Origin of the sequence: Micromonospora sp. WMMD1082, from assembly GCF_029626175.1 — a bacterium.
In the GTDB taxonomy this organism is placed as follows: Bacteria; Actinomycetota; Actinomycetes; order Mycobacteriales; family Micromonosporaceae; genus Micromonospora.
The window spans coordinates 2,313,346-2,330,107 of the sequence record NZ_JARUBM010000002.1; the positions used below are offsets into that span (position 1 = coordinate 2,313,346).

Below are 16,762 nucleotides of genomic sequence, written 5' to 3' on the forward strand. Positions count from 1 at the left end.
ATCGGGTGGGGAGATTCAGCCTGGGAGCCGATCCGACCATGGGACGGTCTCGGTCCCGACCGCCCGCACGGCGGCGTGCACCGCCCTGGCCAGGGGTGCTCCCCAGGTGGAGCGGGGGCCACCGTAGGCGCAGACCGGTCCGTCCGGCGGGCAGAGCACGGCGACGGCGTCCGTCGGGGTGCCGGTGCTGGGCAGCCCCAGCTCCATGATCGCCTGCGTCTTCGCCTCAGTGGCCGTGGCCACCGCGTTGACCAGCGCCGCGTCGCCGAGCCGGGCCGGGACGTACGCCACGATGTTGACCGTGCCGACCGGCTGCGCCGGTACCGCGGCCGGTGGCGCCGCGGCGGGGATCGGGGTGCCCAGCCCGACGGTGGCCCAGACCTGCACGCCGGTGTCGGTCCGCGCCACCACCTCGCCGACGTCGACGCCGGTCAGCAGGCCCGCCCCGGGCCCGTCGAGGCCGCACTCCCGGGCCATGGCGGCCAGGTGGTCGGCGGGATCGTCCCGGTCGTACGACATCGGCACCGTCGCGTTCAGCACCCACCGCCGTACGCCGATCCCACCGCCGAGAGGGGCGGAACTGATCGCCCGCAGCGGTCGCCCGGAACGCCATATGAGCAGGGGTATGTCCCGTTCGTCCTCGCGCCGGGCGGTCAGCAGGGGCTCGTTCAGCACGCCGTGACCCTACGGCCGGGATTCGACCCGCCGATACCGGCCCGACCAGGCGCGGGATTCTAGAGGTCGATCACGACGGGCACGTTACGCCCAACGATCAAGATTCCAGGGGTGGACCTCTGATTCCTGCTCACGTGCGCCTAGACTGGTCGGCGCGCGAGGGATCAGCGGACGGCGGACCCGGCCGAGCAAACGGCACGCGCAACCGGAGGTGCGCGATGGACGAGGTACTGGCCCGCAGCGGGATCTTCCAGGGTGTCGACCCGGAGGCTGCCGAGGCGCTCGCCAAGGAGATGGAGACGATCGAGGTCCGCAAGGGCGAGGTCGTCTTCAACGAGGGCGAGCCCGGCGACAGCCTCTACATCCTGCTGTCCGGCAAGATCAAGGTGGGCCGCCGGGCAGCGGACGGCCGACAGAACCTGATCGCCGTGATGGGTCCGTCAGACATGGTCGGCGAGCTGTCGCTCTTCGACCCGGGTCCGCGTACGGCGACCGCCACCGCGGTCACCGACAGCCGGCTCGCCCGGCTACGCAAGCAGGCGCTGCGGCCGTGGCTGAACAACCGGCCGGAGATCGCCGAGCAGCTGCTGCGGGTGCTCGCCCGCAGGCTGCGCCGGACGAACGACGCCCTGGCGGATCTGATCTTCACGGACGTGCCCGGCCGCGTCGCCAAGAACCTGCTCCAGATGGCCGGCCGCTTCGGCACCCGCGACGGCGGCGTGCTGCGGGTGACGCACGACCTGACCCAGGAGGAGATCGCCCAGTTGGTCGGCGCCTCCCGGGAGACGGTCAACAAGGCGCTGGCCGACTTCGCCTCGCGCGGCTGGCTCCGGCTGGACGGCAAGAGCATCATCATCCTCGACCCGGAGCGGCTGGCCCGTCGCGCACGGGTCTGACCCGACCGCGCACGGGTCCGACCCGGCCTGCCCGGCACAGAATCGCTCGACCGGAACCCGGCGACCGGGAAGGCGTCGGTCGCCTTCGGGCCGCGCGACGATCGCTGACCCCTTGTCACGACAGGACGTGTTCCGAGCCCACGCCATAAAAAGTCAGTCTTGACTGTTTGTTTGGAGACGGGCAGGCTGTGCGCGTGCCCACCGCATCGACCCGCGTCCCTCAACAGGAACGCAGCCGCGCCACCCGGGCCCGGCTGCTGGAGGCGACCGTCGAGTGCCTGGTCGAGCACGGCTGGTCCGGCACCACTACCACCGTCGTGGCGGCCCGGGCCGGCGTCTCCCGGGGCGCCCAGCTGCACCACTACCCGACCAGGACCGCCCTGGTCACCGCCGCCGTCGGTCATCTCACCGAACGCCGGGCGGCCGAGCTGCGTGCCGAGGCCGAGGCCCTGCCGGCCGGCCCGAGCCGGCTCGACCGGGTGGTCGACCTGCTCGCCGCCGCCTTCACCGGGCCGCTCTTCGTCGCCGCCCTCGAACTCTGGGTGGCCGCCCGCACCGACGCCGAGCTGCGCGCCGCACTGCTCCCGCTGGAGACCCGGGTCGGCCGCGAGATGCACCGGCTGACCGTCGAGCTGCTCGGCGTGGACGAGCGACGCCCTGGCGTACGCGAGGCGGTGCAGGCCACCCTCGACCTGCTGCGCGGCCTCGGCGTGGCCAACCTGCTCAGCGACGACTCGGCCCGCCGGGCCGCCCTGCTGCACGCCTGGAAACACCAGTTCACCACCCTGCTCGCCCCCGCCGACGACCCGCCCGGGAGCGATCGGCACTGACGTCCTGACCGGTCCACCCCGCCCGGAGGCACCATGGTCGACCTGACCGCACTGCTCACGGATCTGGCCACCGAGTCCGATCAGCTCGACGCGCTCGTCGCCCCGCTGCCGCCGCCGGAGTGGGCCCGGCCGACCCCGGCGGCGGGCTGGACCATCGCCCACCAGATCGCCCACCTGGCGTGGACCGACCACGTGGCGCGGCTCGCCGCCACCGACGCCGACGCGTTCTACGCCTCGGTCACCTCCGCGCCGGACCCGGCCCGGCTGGTCGATGACGGCGCGGAGTCGTTCCTCGCCCCGCCCGCCACGCTGCTGGACCGCTGGCGGGACGGCCGCTCGGCACTCGCGGCGGCCCTCGCCGCCGTGCCGGCCGGGGAGAAGCTGCCCTGGTACGGCACCCGGATGTCGTCGGCCTCGATGGCGACCGCCCGGATCATGGAGACGTGGGCCCACGGCGAGGACGTGGCCGAGGCGCTCGGCGTCACCCGGCCCGCCACCGAACGGCTGCGGCACATCGCCTTCCTCGGCTTCCGTACCCTCGGGCACAGCTTCGCCGCCCACGGCCGGGCGGTGCCCACCACGCCGGTCCGGGTGGAGCTGGTGGCACCCACCGGCGAGACCTGGACCTTCGGCCCGGCGGACGCGGCCGACCGGGTCGTCGGTCCGGCAGTCGACTTCTGCCTGCTGGTGACCCAGCGCCGGCACCGTGCCGACCTCGCCCTGGTCGCCACCGGGCCGGTCGCCGACGGGTGGCTCGACGTGGCCCAGGCGTTCGCCGGCCCGCCCGGCACCGGCCGTCCCCCGCACGCGGACGGCACCGAGGTGTCGGCACGATGAGTAGCGAGCGTCCGCGACCGGGTCATCCGAGCGAGGTGCTCCGGGTGGGTAACGCCTCCGGCTTCTACGGCGACCGGTTCTCCGCCTGGCGGGAGATGCTCGACGGCGGTGAGCTGGACGTGCTGACCGGCGACTACCTGGCCGAGTTAACCATGCTCATCCTCGGCCGGGACCGGATGCGCGATCCCGACCTCGGCTACGCCAAGACATTCCTCCGGCAGCTCGAGGGCTGCCTCGGCACCGCGCTCGACCGCGGGGTCACGCTGGTCACCAACGCCGGCGGGCTCAACCCGGCCGGGTTGGCCACCGCCATCCGCGCGCTCGCCGACCGGCTCGGCCTCCCCGTCCGGATCGGGTACGTCGAGGGCGACGCCCTGGCTCGGCCGGACGCGCTCACCGCCAACGCGTACCTCGGGGCGTTCGGCATCGCCGCCTGCCTCGACGCCGGGGCGGACGTGGTGGTGACCGGTCGGGTCACCGACGCCTCGCTGGTCGTCGGCCCGGCCATCGCCCGCTTCGGCTGGGGACGCGCGGACCTCGACGCGCTGGCCGGGGCCACCGTCGCCGGGCACCTGATCGAGTGCGGAGCGCAGGTCACCGGCGGCAACTTCAGCTTCTTCACGGAGCTGCCCGACGGCGGGCACCGGCCGGGCTTCCCGGTCGCCGAGCTGCACCCGGACGGCTCGGCGGTGCTCACCAAGCATCCCGGCACCGGCGGCGCCGTCACCGTCGAGACGGTCACCGCGCAGCTGCTGTACGAGGTGGGTGGGCCGGCGTACCTCGGGCCGGACGTGGTGACCCGGCTGGACTCGGTGCGGTTGGACCAGGACGGGCCGGACCGGGTACGCGTCGCCGGGGTCCGGGGCACCCCGCCACCCGACACGCTCAAGGTCGGCGTCAACAACCTGGCCGGCTTCCGCAACTCGATGACGTTCGTGCTCTGCGGGCTGGACATACCGGCCAAGGCGGCCCTGGTCCGGGCGCAACTGGCGGAGGCGATCGGCCCGGACGGGCTGGAGTTCACGCTGGTCCGTACCGACCACCCGGACGCCGCCGACACCGAGACGGCGAGCGCACTGCTGCACGTACACCTGCGCGACGGTGACCGGAAGCGGGCCGGGCGGGCGTTCTCGGCAGCGGCGGTGGAGCTGGCCCTGGCCTCGTATCCGGGCTGCACGCTGACCACACTGCCCGGCGACGCCGTCCCGTACGGCGTCTTCACCGCCGACACCGTGCCGCAGGATGCGGTCGCCCACGTCGCCGTGCTGCCGGATGGCACCCGCCAGCCGATCGCCCCGCCGCCGGTGACCGCTGCGGCGAAAGCCCCTGCACCACAGGCAGCAGGCCCTTCCGCTCATCCCGAGCTGGGTGCGACGCGGCGGGCGCCGCTGGGCGAGGTGGTCGGTGCCCGCTCGGGTGACAAGGGCGGCGACGCGAACCTCGGTGTCTGGGCGCGTACGGACGCGACCTGGTCCTGGCTACGTGGCTGGCTCACGGTGGCGCGGCTGACGGAACTGTTGCCGGAGACTGCCCCGCTGACCGTCGCGCGGTACGAGCTGCCGAACCTGCGGGCGGTCAACTTCGTCATCGAGGGGTTGCTCGGGTCGGGGGTGGCCGCCTCCACCCGGTTCGACCCGCAGGCCAAGGCGCTCGGCGAGCTGCTCCGGGCCCGGCTCGTCGACCTCCCCGCCGACCTGCCCGTCGGGCTGCCCACCGCCGCGCCGGCGATCGGGGGTGGCCGACCATGACCATCGTGGACACGCCGGAGCGGCGGCAGCTTCGCGAGCTGACCCGGGCCTTCGTCAGCCGGGAGGTGCTGCCGCACCTGGCCGACTGGGAGCGGGCCGGCGAGGTGCCCCGCGAGCTGCACGCCACCGCCGCGAAGCTCGGCCTGCTCGGCATCGGCTTTCCCGAGTCGGTCGGCGGCAGCGGCGGCGACCTGCTCGACTCGATCGTCGTCACCGAGGAGATCATCCGCTCCGGCGGCTCGTCGGGTCTGGTGGCCGCGCTCTTCACGCACGGCATCGCGCTGCCGCACATGGTCGCCGCGGCCGGCGGCCGGCTGGGCGGCCCGATCCCCCGGCGGCCCGCCGACAGTGCGGGCGCCGCCCACGGCACCGCCGCCAACGACGGCACCGGGCACGACCTGATCGACCGGTACGTCCGGCCCACGCTGGCCGGCTCCATGATCGGCGCGTTGGCGATCACCGAGCCGGACGGCGGCTCCGACGTGGCGAGCATCCGCACCCACGCCCGCCGGGACGGTGATCACTACGTGGTCAACGGGGCGAAGACGTACATCACCAGCGGCTCCCGGGCCGACTTCGTGACCACCGCGGTCTGCACCGGCATCCCAGGCGGCGGCGAGCTGAGCCTGCTGGTGATCGACAAGGGCACGCCCGGGTTCACCGTCGGCCGACGGCTGGAGAAGCTCGGCTGGCACTGCTCGGACACCGCCGAACTCTCCTTCGTCGACGTACGCGTGCCGGTGGCGAACCGGATCGGCGCGGAGGACACCGGCTTCCTCGCGATCATGCAGCAATTCGCCGCCGAACGCCTCTCGCTGGCCACCCAGGCGTACGCCATCGCGCAGCGCTGCGTGGAGCTGACCGTGAGCTGGTGCCGGGACCGCTCCACCTTCGGCCGGCCGCTGGCCAGCCGGCAGCTGGTGCGGCACCGGTTGGCCGAGATGCACACCCGCGCCGAGGCCGCCCGGGCGTACGTGCACGTGGTGGCCGCCCGGGTGGCCGCCGGCGAGCCGGTGGTGACCGAGGTGGCGATGGCGAAGAACGTGGCGGTGGCCGCCGGCGACTGGGTCGTCGACCAGGCACTGCAACTGCACGGCGGCTTCGGCTACCTGCGCGACGCCGAGGTGGAGCGGCACTACCGCGACGCCCGGATCCTCGGCATCGGCGGCGGCACCACCGAGATCATGAACGAGATCGTCGCGAAGGGCATGGGCCTATGACCACACTGGGCAGCACGGTCGACCCCGCCTCGCCGACCCACCTGGCCAATCGGGAGGCGCTGCAAGAACGCCTCGCCGAGCTGGACGCCGCGCTCGACGCGGCGCGGGCGGGCGGCGGCGAGAAGTACGTGAGCCGGCACCACCGGCGCGGCAAGCTGCTCCCCCGGGAACGGATCGAGCTGCTGCTGGACGCCGACAGCCCGTTCCTGGAGCTGTCGCCGGTCGCCGCGTACGGCACCGATTTCCCCGTCGGCGCGAGCGTGGTGACCGGGATCGGCGTGGTCGAGGGCGTGGAGTGCCTGGTCGTCGCCAACGACCCGACGGTACGCGGCGGCGCGGTGAACCCGTGGTCGCTGGCGAAGACCCGGCGGGCCGGCGAGATCGCGCTGGCGAACCGGCTGCCGATGGTCAACCTGGTCGAGTCGGCCGGGGCCGACCTGCCCACCCAGGCGGAGATCTTCATTCCGGGCGGCCGGGTGTTCCGCGACCTGACCCGGCTCTCGGCCGAGAAGATCGCCACGGTCAGCGTGGTCTTCGGCAACGCCACCGCCGGTGGCGCGTACGTGCCCGGGATGTCGGACTTCACCATCATGATCCGGGAACGGTCGCAGGTCTACCTGGCCGGGCCGCCGCTGGTGAAGATGGCCACCGGCGAGGACGCCGACGACGAGTCGCTGGGCGGCGCGGCCATGCACGCCACCAGGAGCGGGCTGGCCGACTTCCTCGCCGCCGACGAGCGCGACGGCATCCGGCTGGCCCGGCAGTGCGTACGCCGGTTGAACTGGCGCAAGCAGGGACCGCCGCCGCGCAACCCGGTGCCGCCACCGCCGAAGTACGACCCGGAGGAGCTGCTCGGCATCGTCAGCGCCGACCTGAAGGTGCCGTTCGACCCGCGCGAGATCCTGGCCCGGGTGCTCGACGGCAGCGAGTTCGACGAGTTCAAGCCGGCCTACGGCGGCGCGCTGGTCACCGGCTGGGGCGAACTGCACGGGTACCCGGTCGGCGTACTGGCCAACGCCCGGGGCGTGCTGTTCAGCGAGGAGGCGCAGAAGGCGACCCAGTTCATCCAGCTCGCGAACGCCGCCGACACCCCGCTGATCTTCCTCCAGAACACCACCGGCTACATGGTCGGCACCGAGTACGAGCAGCGCGGCATCATCAAGCACGGCGCACTGATGATCAACGCGGTGTCGAACTCGACGGTGCCGCATCTGACGGTCAACCTGGGTGCCTCCTACGGCGCGGGCAACTACGGCATGTGCGGCCGGGCGTACGAGCCGAGGTTCCTGTTCACCTGGCCGAACGCGAAGTCTGCGGTGATGGGGCCGGCACAGCTGGCCGGGGTGCTCTCCATCGTGGCCCGGCAGGCCGCCGCCGCCCGGGGCCACGAGTTCGACGAGGACTCCGACGCGGCGATGCGGATGATGGTCGAGCAGCAGATCGAGTCCCAGTCCGGCGCACTCTTCCTCTCCGGCCGGCTCTACGACGACGGGGTTATCGACCCCCGGGACACCCGTACCGTCCTCGGGCTCTGTCTCTCGGCCATCCACAACGCACCGGTGCAGGGCGCCGACGGCTTCGGCGTCTTCCGGGTCTAGGGGAGATCGCTCATGATCACGAGACTTCTGGTGGCGAACCGGGGGGAGATCGCCCGGCGGGTCTTCGCCACCTGCCGGGCGCTCGGCGTGGAGACGGTCGCCGTGCACTCCGACGCGGACACCGACGCGCCGTTCGTCGCCGAGGCCGACCAGGCGGTCCGCCTGCCCGGGAACACGCCCGTCGAGACGTACCTGCGGATCGAGGCGATCCTGGACGCGGCCCGCCGGTCCGGCGCGGACGCCGTCCATCCCGGCTACGGCTTCCTCGCCGAGAACGCCGACTTCGCCGAGGCGGTGACCGGCGCCGGCCTGACCTGGGTCGGCCCGCCCGCCAAGGCGATCGCCGCGATGGGCGACAAGCTGGCCGCCAAGGCGCTGCTCGCCGACGCGGGCGTGCCGATGCTGCCCAGTTGGACCGACACCGATCAGGTCACCGGCTTTCCGGTGCTGGTGAAGGCGGCGGCCGGGGGCGGTGGACGCGGCATGCGGATCGTCCGGGACACCGCCGGGCTCGCCGAGGCGGTCGCGGGCGCGCGCCGCGAGGCCGCTGCGGCATTCGGCGACGGCACGGTCTTCGTCGAGCGGTACGTCGAACGCGGGCGCCACGTCGAGGTGCAGATCGTCGGCGACCGGTACGGCACGGTCCTGGCGCTCGGCGAGCGGGACTGCTCGATCCAGCGCCGGCACCAGAAGATCGTCGAGGAGGCACCGGCGGTGCTCGCTCCGGAGCTGCGTGCGCGGCTGCACGCGGCGGCGGTGGCCGCCGGCCGGGCGGTCGGGTACGTCGGCGCGGGCACGGTCGAGTTCCTGCTCGCCCCGGAGGGTGACTTCCACTTCCTGGAGATGAACACCCGGCTCCAGGTGGAACACCCGGTCACCGAGGCGGTCACCGGGCTGGACCTGGTCCGGCTGCAACTGCTGGTCGCCGAGGGCCAGCCGCTGCCGCTGTCCGCGACTCCGCCGGTCGAGGGCCACGCGATCGAGGTACGCCTCTGCGCCGAGGACCCCGCCCACGGGTACCGCCCGGCCACCGGCACCCTGCACCGGTTCACGGTTCCCGGCGCGGCCGCCGAGTTCGCGCCCGTGCACGGCCTGCGGCTGGACTCCGGGGTGGTCGACGGTTCGGTGGTGGGCGTGCACTACGACTCGATGCTCGCCAAGCTGGTCGCCTGGGCACCCACCCGGGCCGAGGCGGCCCGCGCGCTGGCCGGCGCGCTGGCCCGCGCCGAACTGCACGGCGTGACCACCAACCGGGACCTGCTGGTCCGGGTGTTGCGCAGCCCGGAGTTCGGTGCGGCGCAGGTCGACACCGGATTCCTCGACCGGCACCCCGAGGTCTTCGCCCCGCTGCTGCCCGAGGCAGCGGTCCCCCTGGTCGCGCTGGCCGCCGCGCTCGCCTCGGCCGCCGCCCGCCGAGCAACCGCCCCGGTGCTGCGTGGCCTGCCGTCGGGCTGGCGCAACGTGCCCGCCTTCGGCCAGGTCACCCGGTTCGCCGGTGCCGACGGCGGCGAGATCGAGGTCAGCTACCGACTCGACCGCTCGGGCGCTCTCGCCGAGTGGTCGGCCTCGTCGACTGCCGCCCGCGTCACCTCGTCGACTGCCGCCCGTGCCGCCTCGCCGGCTGTCGCGCTGATCGAGGCCGGCCCGGAACGGGTCGTGCTCGACGTGGACGGGGTCCGGCGGGCGTACCGCGTACACCGGGCGGGGTCGGAGGTCTTCGTGGACGGCCCGGACGGGGCGGCGAGCCTGGTGGAGCTGCCACGCTTCCCGCTGCCCACCGCGGAGCTGGCCGCCGGTTCGCTGCTGGCCCCGCTGCCCGGCGTGGTGGCCCGGGTGCACGTCGAGGTCGGTCAGCGGGTCGCCGCCGGTGACCTGCTGCTGGCCCTGGAGGCGATGAAGCTGGAACACCCCGTGCTCGCACCGACCGACGGCGTGGTCACCGAGCTGCCCGTGCCGGCCGGCGGGCAGGTCGACACGGGTGCCGTGCTGGCCGTGGTCAACCCCGCCGAGGAGGCACCGTCATGAACTTCGACCTCAGTGCAGAGCAGGACCAGCTCCGCGCGGCCGTCCGGTCGCTGGGCAGGCGGTACGGCCACCGCTACTTCGTGGCGAAGGCCAAGGCCGGCGAGCACACCACCGAGCTGTGGCACGAGGCCGGCCGGCTCGGCTACCTGGGCGTCAACATCCCCACCGAGTACGGCGGCGGGGGCGGCGGCATCACCGACCTGGCCATCGTCTGCGAGGAACTGGCCGCCGCCGGCTGCCCGCTGCTGCTGCTCGTGGTCTCCCCCGCCATCGCCGCCACGGTCATCAACCGGCACGGCACCGAGGAGCAGCGCAAACGTCACCTGCCCGGCCTGGCCGACGGCTCCCAGAAGATCGTCTTCGCGATCACCGAGCCGGAGGCCGGCTCGAACTTCCACCGCCTGGGCACGATTGCCCGCCGCGATGGCGACGACTGGGTCCTGTCCGGCCGCAAGTGCTACATCTCCGGCGTGGACGAGGCGGGGCACGTGCTGGTGGTCGCCCGCACCGAGGACGCGGCGAGCGGAAAGCTCAAGCCGGCGCTGTTCATCGTGCCGACCGGCGCGCCCGGACTGACCTGGTCCAAGCTGGACATGGAGATCGTCTCCCCGGAGAACCAGTTCCTGCTCTACCTGGACGAGGTGCGGCTGCCCGCCGACGCACTCGTCGGCGAGTCGCTGGACGCCGGCCTGCCCGCGCTCTTCTCCGGGCTGAACCCGGAGCGCATCACCGTCGCCGCCATGGGCGCCGGAACGGGGCGTTACGCCATCGAGCGAGCCACCGAGTACACCTCCACCCGGTCGGTGTGGGGCGGCCGCACCATCGGCTCCCACCAGGGCGTCTCACATCCCCTCGCCCACGCGGCCGTGCAGGTCGAACTGGCCCGGCTGATGATCCAGAAGGCGGCTGCCCTCTACGACACCGGCCGCGACCTGGAGGCGGGCGTCGCCGCCAACATGGCCAAGTACGCCTCAGGCGAGGCCGCCGCGCTCGCCGTGGACACCGCCGTCCAGGCGCTCGGCGGCGCCGGCATGACCACCGAATACGGGGTGGCCACCCTGCTCGGCGGGGTACGCGCGGGCCGGATCGCCCCGGTCAGCCGGGAGATGATCCTCAACTTCGTCGCCCAACACGTCCTCGGCCAGGACAAGTCGTACTGACCGGGCTCGAACCCACCTGACTTAAACCCTGCCACCCCCCTTGGCCGGCAGTCAGCCTCCGAAGGTCACCTCTTCCGCTCGTGTCCACTGATACATGCGTTCATCGCGGCGGAACTCCATGAAACTGAGCCGATCCAAGGTCAGGGTTACCCGGCCGGCGTCCACCTGGGCCAGCGCTGCGGCAATGGGGCGTGCCGGAGCAGGCGGGTGTCGCACCCTTCCGCTACTTTGCCCCTACTCGCCAACCACGACCTCCGACCGTGCCGCCATCACCGGAACCTCTCGACCGACCTAGCATGGGAGGCATGACCGTGTCCGCGCATGACATCGCCGCCGAGCTTCGCGACCGGCTACCCGGACTTCCGGTCAAGAAGCTGCACAAACTGCTCTACTACTGCCAGGGCCACCACCTCGCCGCCTTCGACCGCCCGCTGTTCCCGGAGCGCATCGACGCCTGGGACATGGGCCCCGTTGTATCCGCGCTGTGGCGGGACGAGCGCAGGAGCCAAGCGGCCCCGCCGCGCCGCCAGCTCGGTGAGGCGGAGCTGAACACCATCGGTTACGTGATCTCCCGTTACGGCAACCTGACGGGCACCGATCTGGAGCACCTCACGCACAGCGAGACTCCCTGGCAACTCGCCGACAGCAGCCGTCGTCCCGGCGAGTCCGTCACCATTCGGCAGGACTGGATCAAGGAGTTCTTCCGCACCACTGGCGCCCCTCGCCAGCAGGACGACGAAGCGGTCCTCGACACCGCCGACGTGCGGGCATGGCTGGCCGAGGCTGCCGTGGACGAGCGAGGGACGCACGAAGACAGCGTCGAAGCCCTCCGCGCGAGGCTTGTTACTGGTGTCTGACGCCTCCCTGTGGTCACTGAAGGGTTTTACCGACCATCTCGACATCTGGATCAAGAGCGAGTCCCCCGACCAGGACCTCATCAACCTGGTGACGGCATGGATGCTTTCCCGCTTCGAGGATCCCTACCAGGGCGTGCGCCGCGAACCAGGCTTCGACAACCTGTGGTGGGGGCAGGTGCCTCTATCGATCCACGACGGCACCGTCGTGGTCTGCACCTACACGATCGAAGAAACGACGCGCACCGTGACATGCAGGAGCATCGCGGCCCTGTCCTGGCCGGTCTGAGCCGACCCACGTACAGGCGGGCGCGTCAGCGAGGAGGAGTACGGCGGGGCACAGCGGGCGACCCGAACGCCCGCCGTACCCCGGCGTCGTGGAGCGGGACCTCAGCGGACCGTGAGGGTGCCGACGGCCGGCAGCGGTGCGACCACCGGCGGTAGCTGCTTGGGCTCGCCGGGACGCGGCATGCCCCGAGCGGCCAGGTCGCTCTTGGAGGTGTCCGCGCGCACGGCCGCCTCCGGCTCCGGCAGTTCCTCGAACGGCTGGACGTCGCCGTGGCAGACCTTGCCCTTCTTCGGCAACGTCAGACGCAGCAGGTACGCGTCGATGGTGCCGGTCGCGCAGGCCGACGTCCCGTACGCGGTGTGCCCCCAGTTGTCGCTGGCCAGCAGCCGGCTGTTCGGCAGCAGCCGGGCCGAGGCGACCGCTCCGTTGTAGTTGGTCGCCGGGTCCCAGTAGTTGCCGACCACCAGGACCGGGTGGTGCGTACGCCGGTTGAACGGTCCGGTGTAACGGTCCTCGTCGCGCACCGTCCAGGTGTCGCGGGCACACGGCGAGGTGGCCCAGGCCCAGATCCGCCCGAAGTACGGGTCACGCCGGTCGGCGCGGGCCGCCCGGGCCGGCCAGGAACCGGCGTCCTTGGGGTGGTTGGCGTCGGTGCAGTCCACGCCGAGGAAGGTCTCCAGGCCGTTGTCGTACGGGAAGTCGTAGGCACGCGCCTGCTCGCGGGCACCGGCCGCACGCTGTCGCACCGAGCCGCGGACCCGTTCGCGGGTCGCCTCGGCCGCCGCCGGATCGGTCAGCACCAGCAGTTCGTAGGTGATGTAGGCGACGTCGTAGTAGCCGTACGGGCCGTAGAGCCCGCTCAGGATCGCGCCGATGAAGTCGGCGTAGGTGATGGTGAACTCGCCGAAGTCCGGGTCCTCGACGACCAGCGGGTTGGCCTTCAGCCGCTTCGCCACCAGTTCGAAGAGGGCGACCGGGTCACCGGCGGCCAGCGGACAGGCGGCGACACCCACCGCCTTGCACCGCTTGAGGATCTCACGCAGCGCCTGGTAGGCACCCTGCGCGCTGCGCAACCGCCCCTCCTGGAGGACGTTGCCCGCTGCGCCGGTGCCGACCCACGCCGTCGGGTCGAGCACACCGTCGATCACCAGCGCGCGCACCCGGTCCGGAAAGATGTTCGCGTAGTACTGCCCGAGGATGCTGCCGTAGCTGAAGCCCAGGTAGGTCAGCTTTTTGTCGCCGACCGCCCGGCGCAGCACGTCCATGTCGCGGGCGACCTCGGCGGTCGACATCGCACCACTGAGCGGCCGCCCGGTGGTCGAGCAGGCCCGGCCCATCCTGATCGAAGCGGCGACGTACGCCTTCTCCTCGGCCTTCGTGTACGGGAACGCGAGGTTGGTCCCCTCGTACGCCCGGGTCTGCTCCTTCACCGATGTGAAGCACTTGACCTGGTCGCTGGCGTTGACGCCACGCGGGTCCACCCCGACGATGTCGAACCGGTCGAGCAGCTCGTCACCGAGGAAGTTCGGCGCGGCGAGCGCGATGCTGGTGCCCGAGCCGCCCGGACCACCCGGGTTGAGGAAGAGGCTCCCGATCTTGCGCTGCTGGTCCCGGGCCTTGACCCGCAGCACCGCGATCTCGGTCGTCGCACCCTTGGGGTTGTCGTAGTCCAGCGGCAGCCGGACGGTGGCGCACTCGGCGTACTCGTAGCACTCGTACCAGTCCAGTGTGGGCGTCGGCACCCGGTCGACGCGCAGCCGCTCGGCGAGGCTGGTGCGATGCGCGACGCTCGCGGTCCCTCCGCCGATCGTGGTGGGGGCAGCGGTGGCGGGTGCGACCGCCGTTGTGGCGAGGAGTACGCCTACGAGCCCTGCGGTGGCCAGGTTCCGGATCGGTCGTGGCATGTGGACGCCTTCCGGTGGGAAACGGGACACGCCGAGCCGAGGCTCGACCATCGCCACTCTAGAGATGCCCGGCAATGCCTGCCGGCGGAAGACACGCCGCCGACCAGGAGACACGCTCCCGACCAGGCCCCGAGCGGGAGACCCGCCTTCGGCCAGGTCACCGGGGCCACGGCCGCCTCATCCCGGCAAGCCGTTGTTTATCAGCTGTTCCGCGGCGCGAAGCCGACTGCTGTTGACAGAACGGCAATCTCCGACATTCTGGACTGGTGAGACGGTTCCCCGGACTCGACGCACGGACCGTGGCGGTGGTCGCGGCCCTCGCGGCGTTCTGGCTGCTGGTCGCGCTGGTCATCGAGCGCCGGCAGGACCTGCTGGGCGTGGCGATGGCCCTGCTCTGCGTGCTGCTCGCCACCGTCGCCGGGGTGGCCGTGACCGCCGCCCGGCAACGCGACGCGGACGGTCGACCCGGGCAGGCGTCCGCGAGCCCGGAGATCGAACCGCCCGGCATCGACGCGGACACCCTGGAGACGCTGGGCGACCGCGACGCGGTCCGAGCGATGCGGGACCGCGATCGCCGCAACCGAGGCGGGCGTTGACGACGACGACCAAGGCGGGCGACAGCGGCCGGTGGTAATGATGATGATGTGCGTCGGGACGCTCAGTCGCTGGTGAGGGTGGGCGAGGCCAGCCCGTCCAGACCTCGCCCGGCGAGGCAGCGGTAGGTGCGGTCGTCGTTCGGGTCGGCCGGCGGCAGCACCTCGAGATTCCAGCCGGCCGTCTGGCGCAGGCCGCTGACCAACCGGAACGTCTCTTCGTTACAGACCCGGCGGACGTCCCGATCCGCGACGATCTCGTCGTGGTCGGCGCCGGTCAGGGCGGCCGGCAGTTGCCCCTGGGCATAGCTCTCCCAGGTGTGCCGGGCGTCGCAGGACACCCGGCTGGCCTCGGCCCGCTGGCCGCGCACCTGCACCGGGCCGAAGCACTCCAACTCCGTCGCGCACTGGGCGCCGGCGGGAAGTGCCTCGGGCAGGGTGGCGCAGCCCGGACGGAGCACGCCGGTCGCCGCCGGACGGACCGGAACGCTCGGCTGCGGCGACGGGACACCACCGGCCGCCAGGGCCCCGACACCCGCCGAGGCGGCCAGCGCCACCACGCCAGCGGCGCCCAGGAACCAGCGTCGCCGACGGCGTCGGTCGGTGGAGCCGGGCGCGGCGGGTGGCACTGCCGGCACGGGCGGACCGGCAACGTGGCCACCGCCGAGCGGGGCCGGGGGGAAGTTCACCCCACCGGCCGGCGTTCCCGTGGTGCCCAGCGACAGATTGGTGAGCATGGTGAGCAGTTCCGCGGCCGAGGGCCGGTCGCCGGGATCGTTGGCCATGCCGGCGCGCAGGACGTCGACCAGTTCCTCCGGGATGCCGGGCAGGCTGGGGATCGGCTGCTGGAACATCTCCAGCACGGTGACCAGGCTCGGATTGCGTTCGCTCTGCCAGCGGGGCGGTCGCCCGTGCATGACCGCGTAGAGCGTGGCGCAGAGCGCGTACACGTCGACGGCCGGCGACGGCGGGCTGTGGCTGAACATCTCCGGCGGCGCGTACGCCGGGGTGAGCACCTCCAGCGCGACCGAAGCGTCCCGCATCTCGGCGACCACGGCCAGCCCGAAGTCGGCCAGCACGGCCGAGTTGAAGTGCGAGTAGAGGATGTTGGCCGGCTTCACGTCGCGGTGCAGCACGCCCGCGGCGTGCGAGTGCGCGATCGCATCCGCGATCTTGATGCCGAGGTCGCGGGCCTCGGCCGCACCCAGCGGCGAGTTGCGCATCCGCTCGGCGTACGAGCCGTCGCAGAGTTCCATGATCAGGTAGGGGTGCTGGTCGATGGTGACCCCGACATCGAACAGGTCGACCACGTGCGGATGCGACGACATCCGACCGGCGGCACGCGCCTCGCGCAGGAAGCGCGCCTGATCTCGATCGCTGGCCAGGGTCCGGTTCTCCACCTTGACCGCGACCTCGCGGCCCACGGAGATCTGCGTCGCCCGGTAGACGGTGGCGTACCCACCCCGGGCAAACACCTGCAAATCAGTCAGACCGGGCACGATGGGCGTCGGCAGGGCGCCGGGCGGGGTGTCGGTCACAACCTCGAAAATACCGAACTGCACCGGCGGCTCAGTGAACCGCATCGGCGGCCGCCCCCGCGCCCGTTGCTCCGGCGCCGCGCCGGTCGCCCGGCACCGGTGCACCGACGGTCGATCCGTCATCGCTCGCCGCGGCGCGGCGGGCGTCCCACCAGAGCCCGGCGGCGGTGGCCAGCGCGCCCAGGCCCTCCCAGGCCGCCACCCCGAAGAACCGGCCCGGTGCGACGTCGCCCAGCACCGCGAGGGTGAAGACCGTGAACGTCACCAGCCGGAACACCACCGTGAAGCGGTAGAACGCGCGCCACTCGGTGGCGGTGGCGAGCAGGTAGTAGACCCCCATGTTGAACGAGGCCATCGAGGAGGCCGTCACGAACGTGCCCGTGTAGTCGCCGGGCGCGCGGGTCTCCGGTATCTCGAAGCCGAGCACCCGCAGCAGCGCCTCCGGCCAGAGCAGGCCGACGGCGCCCATCACCAGCGCCAGCACGCCGAACACCGCGATCGTCCACCCCGCGACCGAACGCGGCAGCCTCATCTGTGCCCTCCTCCTTGACGGCGCGACCGCCAGAACCGGCGGCCGCGTGCACCTGCCACGCTA

15 protein-coding genes are annotated in these 16,762 nt (G+C 72.6%); 11 read left to right on the forward strand and 4 right to left on the reverse strand.

The window, feature by feature from the left end; translation table 11 throughout:
* Positions 1-15 precede the first annotated feature (15 nt).
* Positions 16-675 (reverse strand): adenosylcobinamide amidohydrolase, encoded by a 660-nt coding sequence (locus O7615_RS10875; protein WP_278177306.1) that lies wholly within the window; start codon positions 673-675, stop codon positions 16-18.
* 218 nt (positions 676-893) lie between these two features.
* Here O7615_RS10875 and O7615_RS10880 point away from each other — a divergent pair, with 218 nt between their 5' ends.
* The 10 genes from O7615_RS10880 to O7615_RS10925 all read left to right on the forward strand — a co-directional run bounded on the left by O7615_RS10880 (position 894) and on the right by O7615_RS10925 (position 12,132).
* Positions 894-1,571, forward strand: coding sequence for a Crp/Fnr family transcriptional regulator (locus tag O7615_RS10880; protein WP_013736306.1), 678 nt, complete (start codon positions 894-896; stop codon positions 1,569-1,571).
* A gap of 194 nt (positions 1,572-1,765) precedes the next feature.
* Positions 1,766-2,401: a TetR/AcrR family transcriptional regulator gene (locus tag O7615_RS10885; RefSeq protein ID WP_278177307.1), complete on the forward strand. Its 636-nt coding sequence runs from the start codon at positions 1,766-1,768 to the stop codon at positions 2,399-2,401.
* Positions 2,402-2,434: 33 nt separating this feature from the next.
* Positions 2,435-3,238 (forward strand): TIGR03084 family metal-binding protein, encoded by an 804-nt coding sequence (locus tag O7615_RS10890; RefSeq protein ID WP_278177308.1) that lies wholly within the window; start codon positions 2,435-2,437, stop codon positions 3,236-3,238.
* Positions 3,235-4,986 (forward strand): acyclic terpene utilization AtuA family protein, encoded by a 1,752-nt coding sequence (locus O7615_RS10895; protein ID WP_278177309.1) that lies wholly within the window; start codon positions 3,235-3,237, stop codon positions 4,984-4,986. Before O7615_RS10890 ends, O7615_RS10895 begins: the two co-directional genes overlap by 4 nt.
* Positions 4,983-6,206 carry an acyl-CoA dehydrogenase family protein gene (locus O7615_RS10900; RefSeq protein ID WP_278177310.1) on the forward strand — a complete coding sequence of 408 codons (1,224 nt, stop codon included), beginning with the start codon at positions 4,983-4,985 and terminating at the stop codon, positions 6,204-6,206. The genes O7615_RS10895 and O7615_RS10900 overlap by 4 nt, the downstream gene beginning before the upstream one ends.
* Entirely contained in the window at positions 6,203-7,804 is a 1,602-nt protein-coding gene (locus O7615_RS10905; RefSeq protein ID WP_278177312.1) for a carboxyl transferase domain-containing protein, read from the forward strand. Before O7615_RS10900 ends, O7615_RS10905 begins: the two co-directional genes overlap by 4 nt.
* A gap of 12 nt (positions 7,805-7,816) precedes the next feature.
* Positions 7,817-9,829, forward strand: coding sequence for a biotin carboxylase N-terminal domain-containing protein (locus O7615_RS10910; RefSeq protein ID WP_278177314.1), 2,013 nt, complete (start codon positions 7,817-7,819; stop codon positions 9,827-9,829).
* On the forward strand, positions 9,826-10,989 hold the full coding sequence (locus tag O7615_RS10915) for an acyl-CoA dehydrogenase (protein WP_278177315.1): 1,164 nt from the start codon (positions 9,826-9,828) through the stop codon (positions 10,987-10,989). Before O7615_RS10910 ends, O7615_RS10915 begins: the two co-directional genes overlap by 4 nt.
* A 305-nt stretch (positions 10,990-11,294) precedes the next feature.
* Positions 11,295-11,846, forward strand: a complete 552-nt coding sequence (locus O7615_RS10920; protein WP_278177316.1) for a Panacea domain-containing protein — start codon at positions 11,295-11,297, stop codon at positions 11,844-11,846.
* The gene (locus tag O7615_RS10925; protein WP_278177317.1) at positions 11,839-12,132 is read left to right on the forward strand and encodes a hypothetical protein; all 294 of its coding nucleotides are present in this window, start codon (positions 11,839-11,841) and stop codon (positions 12,130-12,132) included. The genes O7615_RS10920 and O7615_RS10925 overlap by 8 nt, the downstream gene beginning before the upstream one ends.
* Before the next feature lie 101 nt (positions 12,133-12,233).
* Here the strand turns inward: O7615_RS10925 and O7615_RS10930 are convergent, their stop codons facing one another.
* Entirely contained in the window at positions 12,234-14,036 is a 1,803-nt protein-coding gene (locus tag O7615_RS10930) for an alpha/beta hydrolase (RefSeq protein ID WP_278177318.1), read from the reverse strand.
* 266 nt (positions 14,037-14,302) lie between these two features.
* On the opposite strand from O7615_RS10930, the gene O7615_RS10935 reads away from it, so the two are divergent.
* Positions 14,303-14,632 (forward strand): hypothetical protein, encoded by a 330-nt coding sequence (locus tag O7615_RS10935; RefSeq protein WP_278177319.1) that lies wholly within the window; start codon positions 14,303-14,305, stop codon positions 14,630-14,632.
* Positions 14,633-14,694: 62 nt separating this feature from the next.
* Here the strand turns inward: O7615_RS10935 and O7615_RS10940 are convergent, their stop codons facing one another.
* Together O7615_RS10940 and O7615_RS10945 are read right to left on the reverse strand one after the other, a co-directional pair.
* Positions 14,695-16,167 carry a serine/threonine-protein kinase gene (locus tag O7615_RS10940; protein WP_278177320.1) on the reverse strand — a complete coding sequence of 491 codons (1,473 nt, stop codon included), beginning with the start codon at positions 16,165-16,167 and terminating at the stop codon, positions 14,695-14,697.
* A gap of 31 nt (positions 16,168-16,198) precedes the next feature.
* Complete coding sequence (locus tag O7615_RS10945) at positions 16,199-16,699, reverse strand: hypothetical protein (RefSeq protein ID WP_278177321.1); 501 nt, start codon at positions 16,697-16,699, stop codon at positions 16,199-16,201.
* Between the last annotated feature and the right edge of the window lie 63 nt (positions 16,700-16,762).